This window comes from uncultured Romboutsia sp. (assembly GCF_958366745.1).
GTDB lineage: Bacteria > Bacillota > Clostridia > Peptostreptococcales > Peptostreptococcaceae > Romboutsia > Romboutsia timonensis.
Window position 1 is genome coordinate 1 of record NZ_CATXCO010000154.1, and the last position, 5,766, is coordinate 5,766.

General features: G+C 25.2%; 3 protein-coding genes. 1 reads left to right on the forward strand and 2 read right to left on the reverse strand.

Annotated elements, in window-relative coordinates; translation table 11 throughout:
- Window positions 1–362: 362 nt before the first annotated feature.
- Window positions 363–2,012, forward strand: coding sequence for an SEC-C metal-binding domain-containing protein (locus Q5F54_RS09810; RefSeq protein WP_281538386.1), 1,650 nt, complete (start codon window positions 363–365; stop codon window positions 2,010–2,012).
- A 149-nt stretch (window positions 2,013–2,161) separates the two neighbouring features.
- Here Q5F54_RS09810 and Q5F54_RS09815 read toward each other — a convergent pair whose 3' ends face one another.
- Window positions 2,162–4,498 (reverse strand): ATP-dependent DNA helicase, encoded by a 2,337-nt coding sequence (locus tag Q5F54_RS09815; RefSeq protein ID WP_281538387.1) that lies wholly within the window; start codon window positions 4,496–4,498, stop codon window positions 2,162–2,164.
- Window positions 4,499–4,597: 99 nt separating this feature from the next.
- Window positions 4,598–5,503, reverse strand: coding sequence for a DUF2156 domain-containing protein (locus Q5F54_RS09820; RefSeq protein ID WP_281538388.1), 906 nt, complete (start codon window positions 5,501–5,503; stop codon window positions 4,598–4,600).
- Between the last annotated feature and the right edge of the window lie 263 nt (window positions 5,504–5,766).

Below are 5,766 nucleotides of genomic sequence, written 5' to 3' on the forward strand. Positions count from 1 at the left end.
TATAATTTTTTCACTTTATCTATTTTATATTTATACACAGAAGTATTAGTTTATATATACTATTTTGAAAAGCCCACTCCGTTACTGGTGATACAGTTCTCTATACTGTAGTCTAGGGAGCACTGATTTATCATATTTATTGTTCTATATCGTCTTTCTAAATACAAGTTATAATATTATATTTATAATTTAATATACAATCTAAAATTCTTTCATCTGAACTTATTACTATAACAAGATTAATATAACTAATATTAAATAGTATTTATCCAAGTTTATTATACAAAGTTCTATACATAGTTACATAATAATTTTGTATAATTTACATATAAAGAAATAATTTATAGATAGGAGAATTATAAATGTTAACTTTTTATGATCTATTTAGAGAAAGATTTAGAAATTTAGATGAAAGCGAAAAAATACTTAAACAAATAAATGAACGACTTGATAAATCAACAGAAACCGTAAATCCAGAGATACTGTATCCCATTTATTATATTTTGAATACTGATCCTTGTTATTATTGGAATGATTCTATAAGAAAAAATACTTTATCAAATCTAGAAAATCTAAATATAAATAATTCTAATACAATAGTTATAAATAATGATATTCTAAACCACTTTTTTATAGGATATAATTCATATATAGAACTTTCAAAGGTCATACAAGATTTATCACCTATAAATTACAGTAATGTTATAAAAAATAGAATGTATCGAATACCTACATATGTATCTATCGTAGAAGGATGTCTAACAAATTTATTAAGAGTTATAATATTAATATTAGATCAAACAACAGAAAAAGATTTGTCCGCTCAAAAAAAGCTAAAACCCATATGTGATGCATTGGTAAGTAAAGGATTTGAAGAGATCATAAAATACATTGATGTAGATATAAGAAATGCTATCAATCATGGAGGTATTTTATTTAAAGAAGATGGTAAACGAATTGAATTTAATTATACTAAAGGAGGAAAAGTTCTCTCAAAAGAATTATTAGATTATGAATTTGATAAACTCATTGATAATGTATTTGATACAGCAAGTGGATTATTGTTAGCCCTATGTCAATTTATAAATAATAATATAAATCTAATAAATATAGATAAATATGAAAATAATTATGTCTCTTCAAATTTGTTATGTATGGAACTCAGCATTCCTTCTATTATATGCAAATGTATTAATGAATCTATAGATAGTAGTCAATTAAATGTACACATACATATAAAAAATACAGATAGAGATTTTATATTACAATCTTCACTTTTAATAGCTGTACAGGTATTTAAAAGATACCCCAATTATGAAAGATACATGATTTCATTTGACAATGAAAGAATGCTAACTAGTTGGGCTAGATATAAACGTAGTGATTTAGATGACATCTTGACTCAAAAAGTAAATATAGAAGATGTTGCAGATAAATTAATTAAATCTAACGAAATTATGATATGGAATTCTTCTGAGGAGGATTTGGATTTAGAAGAGATAAAATATTATAGGTATCCCACGTATAAGTGTGAAACTTTTTTTATTAAAGACATTAAAGATGCTAGTCTAGAAGACAGAAAAAGATTGAAAGCTCACTTATTTATAGGAGATGCTGATAAAAGAGAAGATATACTAAATATAATTTATCAATCTATAGAATGGCTAAAAGAAGTTAAGAATATAGCTTCTCCAAAATTTAAAATTAAACACGGTGATATGGAGGCTGAATCTCTATATATTAATGTATATAGACACGATAGTAGGAAAAATAAAGAGTTATTTAATAATAATGAAAATTTTGTGTGCTTCATAGACTATAATAAAAATAACAAAACAACATTAGATAACGGTGGACTACCAGTAAAAATTTGGAATAAATATTACCATGAAAAAATAAAAAATATTCGAATTGCATGGAGAACTAATGATTATCTCTTAACAAATATAGGCAGAAATGATACTTGCCCTTGTGGCAGTGGAAAAAAGTATAAAAAGTGTTGTTTATTATAAGACCATAAAAAATATCTTAAATATATTTTAAAAATGAATTAATAATTTTAATATATTTTTTTATTTTATAGTAAGAAAGCTCTCCTATACATTGAGCTTTCTTACTTAATTTTTAAAATATGCTCCTTTACTTGTGATACAGTTCGTAATTATTTATTCCAAAACTCCTCACATAAAGTTTTAACATCATCACTTTTTCTTACTCTAAAATTAGGATACCATTCATAAGGGAACAAGCTTTGATATCTTCTTTGAGAATATCTGTTATCAAGAAGTAATATAACTCCTTTATCATCATCTGTTCTTATACATCTACCAGCAGCTTGTAACACCTTAATCATACCAGGATATACATAAGCATAATCAAAGCCTTTATTACTATCTTTCATATGGTCCTTTATAATATCTCTTTCAATTCCAATTTGAGGCATTCCAACTCCTACTATTATAACCCCTATAAGTTTATCATTGGTTAAATCTATACCTTCAGAGAAATGTCCACCTAGTACACAAAATCCAACATGAGTTTCTTTATTATCTTCATCAAACATAGATAAAAACTCTTCTTTTTCTTCTTCACTCATATTACTTTCTTGTATTGATGTATTTATATCTGGGTAGTTTTCCTTCATTTTTTCAAATACTAGTTCCATATACTTATATGATGGGAAAAATACCATATAATTTCCTTTTTTAGCTTGTACACAGTTTGCAATATATGATGCTATATCACAACTTGTTTCAAATCTTTTGTTATAAGTTGTAGCTACATTATCCCCTATAATAAGTAGTCTGTTTTTTACATCAAATGGACTTTTCAAGTTTATAATAAAGTCTTCTTCATCATAACTATACATTTTCATAAAGTAATCCATAGGAATAAGTGTTGCTGAAAATATTATATTTGATTTAGCTTTTTTCATTTTTTCTTCAATTACTTTTTGAGGGTTAACACAGTATATTTTTATAGTCATTCCATTAAAGGTTTTTGTATATATGGTTGTATAGTTTTTATCATAAAAATCTGATATTGATAAAAAGCTATATACATCAAAGTATAAATCCATCAACTCTTCATTTTCTTCATTAGTTCTTGCTAAATATTCATCTACAAACTTTATAAATGAACTAAGTATTTCACAGAGTTCTAGTGGTGCTTCACTTTCTACTAAATCATTTTCATCTAATGTGGTTAAGTCCTCTAGTTTATCTTCAAAGTAAGACTGTATTTCTTTTATAACTCTTGTTATACGTTTGTCTTTTTTACTTATTAGCTTTTTGACTTTAACAAATTTTTCTTCATTTAAGGTTGCTGAATACATTTCTCTAGCTCTGTCTACTAGGTTATGAGCTTCATCTATTAAAAATGTGTAATCTGTAGTTTTTGTATCGAAAAATCTTTTTAAGTATACTCTTGGATCAAATACATAGTTGTAATCACATATTATTACGTCACTTAAATTTGTTAAATCTAAAGATAATTCAAATGGACAAAGCATATATTCTTCACTTATTTTTTCTATATTGTCTTTTGAGTAATCATTATATTTTGCTAAGATATCTTTTAATGAATTATTTATTCTGTCAAAATATCCATTTGCATAAGGACAGTATTCTGGATTACAGTTTACTTCGTCCATTTTGCATATTTTTTCTTTTGCTGTTATTGTTACTGCTTTTAAATTTAAGTCCTTTTTTCTCATTAAAGAAATAGTATTTTGTGCTACTTCTCTAGTTATAGTTTTTGCTGTAAGATAAAATATTTTAGAAGTTTTATCTTCTCCCATAGCCTTTATAGCTGGGAAAATGGTTGATATAGTTTTTCCTGTTCCTGTAGGGGCTTGTGCAAAGCATTTTTTACTATCTGTTATGCTTTTATATACTCTTACAGCTAGTTCTCTTTGACCTGGTCTATAGTTTTCAAATGGGAATTTTAACTTTTTTATTGATTCATTCCTTTTATTTACCCAATCACTTTCTAATTGTGCCCAACTCTTATATTCATCTATTAACCAAAAGAAAAATTCTTCAAGCTCTTTTAGTGTATAGCTTTGTCTTAGTATTCTTGTAGATTTTGTATCTATGTTGTAATAGGTTATTTGTATATCTATGTTATCTAATTCATTTTGCATAGAGTATATATATCCATAACACTTTGCTTGTGCCCAGTGTAGTGGATTTGTATTTTCATCTATTAATAGTAAGTCTTTGGTTGTTGTTTTTATTTCATCTATTATTGTTTTTTCATCTTCTATTAGTATTCCATCTGCTCTACCTTCTACCATTATTTCTAAATCTTCATAAGTTAAGGTATATTTTAAAGGTACTTCGGCAGTATAATTATCACCATAGGATTTTTGTACTCTTTGATGACCTCTTATTCCTTCTATAGCTTTTATAGAACTTGTATATCTATTGTCTATACTTCCATGTCTCATTATAAATTCCACTAGATTTCTAATGGATATTTTTATTATTTTATTCATTGTTATATCCTTATATTTTTTTATTTTACCTTTATAAGTATATCCTATTTTTGAATATAAAAATATACAAATTAAAAGGAGATTAGTTTAATCTCCTTATTATGCTTCTTTTATACTATACTTTTCTATAAACTTACATGGATGGTAGGATAACTTCGCTTCCCTAAGACCATCTAATCCTAAATCTTCTTCTCTATTTACATATTTAACATTTGGAAATTCGTTTAGTAAAAATTGTTGGTTTATATATTGATATAGCCCCTTTATATTTTGATTTGCTTTTTCTATATGAATTAAGGCTATATTTTCATTAATCTTTTCACCTATTGTAAAAGCTTCAAGCTTATTATCTATATAAACTCCAGCAATTTTCACATTGTCTTTTAACTTTTCATAGTTTTCAAATACTTCTTTTATGCTTAATATTTCTTCATCAAGTTCTTTATGTCCACTACTTTCTATATTTTCTTTATTTTGTTCCCATCTATCAATTAGCTCTAGGCATTCTTCAAAGTTTTCTTTCTCTAATAGTTTGTATTCATACCTATTTTTATATAAATTTAAGAATGTGTTTACATGATTTCTTTTTTTCTTATTTTTTCTTCCACTTAAAGTTCTCAAACTTTCTGCATCATATATATATTCAAACAAATCTCTTTCTTTTTCATATATAAATTTTTCTTTATAATTGATTTTAATTATATCTGCTATTTCTTGATTTATACCTTTTAATTGTATTCTTTTATACTCATTTTTTATATAATTTAGTGCAAAGTCTATAACATATAATAATTTGTCCTTTTTACATAAAGGTATCATTGAAAATACATTCTTTTCGTATTCTAAAAGTATTATTGCAAAATCATTTTCTATATAACATTTTGTGTTAAATAAATGCCTCCACATATATATAGTACTAAAGCAATACTCGCTAGCTTTATAATCTACTAATTTAAAATATGGCTCTAATTCTGATTTTGAATTTATGTCAATATCTTTAAACATAATAAGTCTCCTATTTTTTGAATGTTTAAAATTATAGTTAATACTCTTTATAGTATGCAAAAAATATAAAGGGGTCACATTTTTACAATAAAATATGACCCCTCTTGACGATTTTTATATTTAGACTTCTTTCTTGGTTCTAAAGCATAAAGAATAAGCTAATACTACTATTGAATGTATAAAGCCTTGTTGTTATTTTAGATTTAATTTAACTCGTTGTGCTAGTTAATTTTTTCAATAATAAAACTCCAACAAATATAGCA

Coding starts and splice junctions, on each gene's coding strand:
- Q5F54_RS09810 (WP_281538386.1), top strand. CDS start 363: ATGTTAACTTTTTATGATCTATTTAGAGAAAGATTTAGAAATTTAGAT.
- Q5F54_RS09815 (WP_281538387.1), bottom strand. CDS start 4,498: ATGAATAAAATAATAAAAATATCCATTAGAAATCTAGTGGAATTTATA.
- Q5F54_RS09820 (WP_281538388.1), bottom strand. CDS start 5,503: ATGTTTAAAGATATTGACATAAATTCAAAATCAGAATTAGAGCCATAT.